General features: G+C 40.0%; 2 protein-coding genes. Both read right to left on the bottom strand.

Features of this window, described 5'->3' with window-relative positions; genetic code table 11:
* On the bottom strand, positions 1-4,547 hold a 4,547-nt coding region (locus H5S10_RS08075), incomplete at its 3' end, for a mucin-binding protein (RefSeq protein WP_182589257.1).
* Positions 4,548-5,124: 577 nt separating this feature from the next.
* Positions 5,125-6,447: mucin-binding protein (locus H5S10_RS08070; protein ID WP_182589256.1), on the bottom strand; the 1,323-nt coding region annotated here is incomplete at its 5' end.

Here is a 6,447-nt window from a genome sequence, read left to right as displayed (position 1 = left end):
GGTTCGCCAGGAGTTGCCGGCTTTTCTGGATTGTAAGTCGTTGTTCCGTGTTTCATCACAACTGTGTAAACCTGAGTCTTGCCCATGTCATCATCAAAGGTTGCGTCTGCGGGATAATTACTGCTTACAAAGACATAACCTTGGTCTTCCAATTGCTTGATTGTAGCTGCAGTACTGTAGTCGATCTTAGTACCGGATGGACCAGTTAAGTCCCCCGAAGTCGTAATCAACTTATCGTTTTCGCTTTGATCAACGTAATTTACAATCGCGGTTTCGGTATTATTGTAAATTACGGTCGTATTTTTAGTTGGGTCGTTCGGGGTAACAGTTGGCACGCTTGGAACATAACCCGGAATATCAGGAACTGGTTCATTTGGTGTCACCTTAGTTGGATTATTTGGATCATTAGTATATGGCGGTTGAGGTACATTAGGAATTGGCTTCCCACTCGGGTCGACCGGAATAATCTTACCAACTTGATGGTAGATAACTGTTTGGGTAACATTTGGATCTGTAATTTTTGCAAGCAAGCCACCAGCTGTTGCCGTATCTGCTACATAACCCTTAATTACTGGCACTTTAACGTTACCAAATTGGTAGCTTTCTTGGTTCCACTTACCTTGTGTGATTACTTTACCAGTTTGGGTATCAATAACGTTACCTGAGTAAGTAAAGTCAGTATGATCAACAACCGCCTTGGCTAACTCATTACCATTTTCATCGACGAACTTAACAGTTTGTGATCCTGGAATATTTTGTTGGTCAACAATCTTCGTCCCATTACTTACTAAGTCAACAGTTACATCAATATTATTACTGTTATTAGTGACGGTAATGTTCTTAACAGCTCCATCATCAGACACATTATCTGCAGTGACATTTTGGCCCGCGGACATAGCAGAAAACGCATCAACATGGTAGCCATCCAGACTTGGAGCAGGATAGCCATTCAAGGTTGCTTCATCCTTAGTAGATCCATCAGCTGTCCAAGTTAAGTGACCTTGTTTAACCTGACCATTTTCAGTAACAATTTGGCCATTTACAACATCAACCAATTGTTTGAGGACTTTATCCCAGTAACCAGTAGCTGTAAATCCAGCACTTTCTGTCTTCATCGGTAATTGATCGGATGCCTTACCATTAACTGTGTAGTTAACTGTCCGGGTTACAGTCTTTACTACTTCCAGGCCGTGTGGATTATTCTTATCGATATCTTCAATCCCGTGCTTAACCGTAACTACATAGCTGTGATTACCAGCTGTAATATCTGTTACATCCGCACTAGCGAAGCCATCATTCACTAAGACATAGCCTTGATTTTCCAACTTCTTAATTGTATCGGCTGTTGAATACGTAATTGGTGTTCCTACATTTTCTTCGCCAGAATTATAGGTGTATTGAGTCATTATTTGGCCGGTAGTTTCATCATAGTAGGTAACTGTAATTGACCCTCGCTTAACAGCTTCATTCAAGTCAATTTCATATATTGGACCATTAGCAGGAATTGCTTGTTGATTGCTTAGACTATCACGAGTAACTCCTTTAACATCATATTGAGCAGTCCCGTCTTTGATTGCAGTTGCTAACGTATTATTAGCAACAGTCATTCCTTGATCAGTATAGCCTTTAATGATTTCTGCTACTGTTTGTCCGTTATCGGTAAAAGTAGCCTCTGTAATTGAGTTAGGAATAACGTTTCCATCTTTGTCAAATTCAACAACGTTATCTGTTCCCATCTTGATCGGATTGCCAAGAACAGTTGTTGTCTTGAGAATTTTACCGCTTGTCTTATCAACATAATTTAAGGTTACTTTTTGCGGACCAACCTCAATGATTTCTGGTACCATCTTGTTAATCTCTGCAATCGTTGTACTATGACCAGGATTATTATTTGATGTTCGACTAATTACATTCCCGTCAGCGTCCATAACAATATTATAGCCGCCTTTAGAGGTATCAAGCGTCTTCTCACCTGTTGCACCATTAACGATATAGTAGGTGGTCTCAGTCTTTCGTACTAACCCATTGACCCCTTGTTGTGTTACTTTAACTGTTCCTGCAGGTAGATCTTTGTTGTACTTTAAAATAACATCATAATCAGTTTTTTGTTGTTCAGTTTGTGTATCTTCAGTTGGAATATTTGTTGCAACCAAGGCAACCCGTTGTGAATATTCTGGATCAAAACCATGCGCTTCTGCACCAAATGCAACACCATAATTACTCATTGTTGCATCATTATTAACATATCCACCTACTCGCTCGTGCATATTATAGTCAAGGTTCAAGTCTGTAATTCCTGACCAAGTCTGCGAGGCGTCACGCGTAAAAGCATCAATCGATTTCTTAATCGTTTCTGCATTGGTGGCATCATACGTGTCTTCTTTACCAGCGTAATATTCATCGTCCCACTTATAGGCATTGTAAGTATTGCCGTTTACCGTCCACGTATTATGAGGCCATGAATAGAAAAGATTACCAGTATGTTTACCATCAGGATCATATGTTGTCACATTTTGAAAGGCTCCCGGAGTGGTTGCTTCATATTTTTGAAAGTTAATATACCGTGCACCATGAATATTCATTGTAGTGGCGGCAGGTGCATTATTATAAGAAAATGACAGAATTTCACCAAAAATATTACGATAGTCGCTTTGACCATCAAAGACCGCATTATCCCCAATGGTCACAAGGGGACTCGAACTCGACTTAACCGAAGTAATATTAAAGTTATCATCGTAAAAGTTCGTAACATTAGTCCCATTAGCAGTTAATGTATTACGATTAACAAGAATATAACGGAATGTGGCATCGTGATCAACTGTAAAATGACCATCTTCCCCCAATCCAATATAGTTTCCACCATTCCACACACCAGAATGATTTTTGCCATCAGAGTGCATTAAAACAACTGAATGTGGTGAAATTTCAACACGTGCGTAAGCATCAACTGTTAATCCTGAACCATTACCACCATTATCAAATGTCAACTGACTATTTTCACCAGTGATCATTGTAGCGCGGTTACCAAGAAGAACACCATCCCGGCCATGAAGATAAAATTTAGTAGAATTACCAAGTTTAAATTCATTGTGGTCATAATCACGGTAATTAGTAGCTGCCCGATTGTTATACCAGTTTGTTTCTGGATTACCTTGAAGCTGAATTGAAGTTGATCCACCAAATGGTTCATCAAATACGATGCCACGCCCATGACCAACATTCAAGGTAACTTGAGCGCTATCGCCAGTGGTAAATGAACCATTCCGATATGCCCGAATTGCAGCACTTGCATTTTCAATATTCGTTGCCTGTTCGCTTGTACGCAGGTTTTGTTGTGTACCATTCATAAGGGTAATGTTCAGGCTAGCATTAACACCAACGTTGACATTCCCCATTGCATTTGAACTATTCTTATAAGCTTTGTTTCCAGCAACAATATCAATTCCATCACCGACAACACTTCGCGTCAGCGTTAAGGTAGCCCCCTGATCAACATAAACATTATCAGCTACAATATTCGCATTTTGCCAATTGTTAATGTTAGCAGTTGGATAGCTGCCTAATGCATTATTAAGCTGAGCAACAGTTGGTTTGGCCGCGCTACCATCAAAGTCACTGGTAACATTACCACGAATATAAACATCAGTGTTTCCACCACCGTTGTATAATGATGCTCCATGTGCATTTACATTATTAAAGGTCACAGTATTTTTATTATTAGTTTGTGAGAAATCAACTGCTCCCGTAGAGCTCGTACTAGTTAATGTTAGATTATTAAATGTAAGGTCAATCCCACCCCATGTTGCTGTTCCTTTAATTACTGAATTACCAAAATTAATTGATGCTCCATCAACACCATTAATTGTAACGTTATGGTTAACAGTAGCATCACCATAAGCATAGAGATTCCCTTGAACATTAACCTGGTTAACAGATATATCATTTAATGCTGACTGCAGACCATTCCAATCAGTAACCGTTGCTGTATTTGCCGCTTGTTCCGTTGCATTATTTGCTAAGCTAGCAAAAACTACTGCATAATTAACCGGTTGCGCTTGATTCTCCTTTGCTTGCTGAGTACTTGTTACGGAAGACGGTTGAGAAGAGATTTTCGACCTTATACTTGAAGAAGCAGGAGCAGCAACACTATTAGCTGAGCTAGTTTTATCAGTGTTGGTTTGGGCAACTGATTGTTCATTTTCTTGTTTCACAGCTGAACTAACAGCCGCTTCATAGTTATCAGCTACAGAAGTTTTGACATCGCCCACCGGATTAACAGCAGAAGCAGGTCGTTGCTGAGCTGTATCAGTAACCGATTGTTGTAGGGTTGATGTACTTGCAGAGTTAGCAATTTGACTATGTTCAGTAATATTAGTTAAATGATTTTCAGTATTAACATCGGTATCAGCAGAAGCGGTAGTCGTCTCTGCAAATGTAAAACCAAGTAACACAGAAGCAACCCCAACAGTTAGCTTCTTAATTGTGAATCGTTGTTGCTTAGGTTCTTGTTGTTTTACTGTCTCACGCCAATTATTATGCGATAACATAATATTCTCCTCCTTAATTATTAATCTATTTGAGTAAAGATGATTTTCAATTACACAAAATATGATTACAACTATTAATATAGCGCTTTCACGGAATTTCTCAACTTAATTATCATCCGATTTATAAAAAATATTTTTTATAAAGATCAAGCAATTTGCTTGTTTCAAGTGCCCCAACGGTTTTACTTACATCCTTTTATAAGGATTCTTTATTAAAAAAATTATAACGAATGAAGAGATTGTCATATGTTCATGATTGGCCATTTTAATTATTTGACTATCGCCTGTTAAACCGTCTAATTACTAGTACTACTAGCATTTACAGCCGAGAACGTGCTCACATTCAATTCCCTCTATACGTATAAGCCAACCTTTTTGTTTATCGAAGGAATATGTAAAGCAAAAAAGCTCATGCTATTTCTAGCATGAGCTTTTTCTTCTGCTTCGAGTTTGTTGCTATGAATCTGTTAAGCCACTATCCATTGCATTATGTGTTAAGTCATTGCAATAAACCATCTTCAAATTAACCACAACTCTCCGCATAACTTATTCTTACTCCGTTCAACGTTGATCTTTATTAGTTGTTTTCTTTCCGACGCTTCTTGCCTGCCGCTAAGAGCCCAGTTAATCCTAAGGCAGCTAAGCCAAGGGCAGCCGTAGCATTATTATCATTACCCGTTTGTGGCAACTTCTTCGCTTCCTGCTTAGCAACAGTGGCTGGTGTTACTGAAGCTGGTATTTGTGCCTTTGGCACTGCTGGAGCAGCTGGTTGAGCTGGCGCTGGCGTTTCAGTCTCCGATGTTTCTGGAGCTGTTGGGTCAGCTAGTGTATCGGTTTCTGGGGTAACTGGTGTTTCTGGAGTTACCGGTGTTGGCGTCATGTAAACAACTGGGGTATCAACTGTTGGGTGATCCGGTGTTACAGTCGTAACATTTGGTGTCATCCCAGGTACTGATGGTACTGGTTCACTTGGTGTTACCTTGGTTGGATCAGTTGGGTCATTAGTGTATGGCACCACTGGAACATTTGGAATCCGGTTACCATTTGGATCAACCGGTACAATATTACCAACCTTACTGTAAGTTACTGTGTCTTCAAGGTTTTGTTGAACTGCTTTCTTAGCTGAAACATTAGCCTTATCGGCAACGTAACCATTGATTACCGGAACCTTCACTTCGTTATAGCTGTCCTTATCAGAAGTCCAGTTTTCGTTTGGATTGATAATTTGACCAGTAACTTTATCGATGATTAATGTCCGTGTCCAAGTTGAAGTTTGAACGTTATCATCCCGCATCTTGTTACCGTTGTTATCAACAAAGTGAACAGTTGAAGTGTAATCCTTAGTGTAAGTGTCCTTTGCTGGCCACTTTGGACCATTTGGTTCGTCTGGGTTAACTGGCGTACCTGGTTCGTGTGGATTATTTGGTCCAACTGGAGCCTGACCATGCTTCAAGACAACCGTGAAGACCTGGTTTTGATCCGTGTCATCATCAAAGGTTGCGTTAGCTGGGAAACCATCAGTTACGAGGACATAACCCTTAGCTTCTAACTCCTTGATTTGATCAGCTGTACTGTAGTTAATCTTTTCGCCAGCCTTACCAGTTAAGTTACCAGAGGTTGCGATTTGTACGTTGTTGTTATCTTGGTCAACGTAGTTGACAACCGCGGTTTGATCAGTTTCTGGTTTTGGATTTACCGTTTCTGGTGTGTACTTAACTGGCGTATCAACACCAGGATCAGTTGGTGTTACCGTTGGTACTTCCGGCGTGTAGTTAGGTACGGTTGGTACCGGTTCATTTGGCGTTACCTTAGTTGGATCACTTGGATCAGTTGGGTATTGTGGGGTTGGTACATTTGGAATTGGATTTCCATCTGGGTCAACTGGCACAATCTTACCATT

This window comes from Limosilactobacillus balticus, from assembly GCF_014145615.1.
In the GTDB taxonomy this organism is placed as follows: Bacteria; Bacillota; Bacilli; order Lactobacillales; family Lactobacillaceae; genus Limosilactobacillus; species Limosilactobacillus balticus.
Note: the sequence above shows the minus strand (reverse complement) of the source record. Positions and strands in the feature narration are given on the sequence as shown.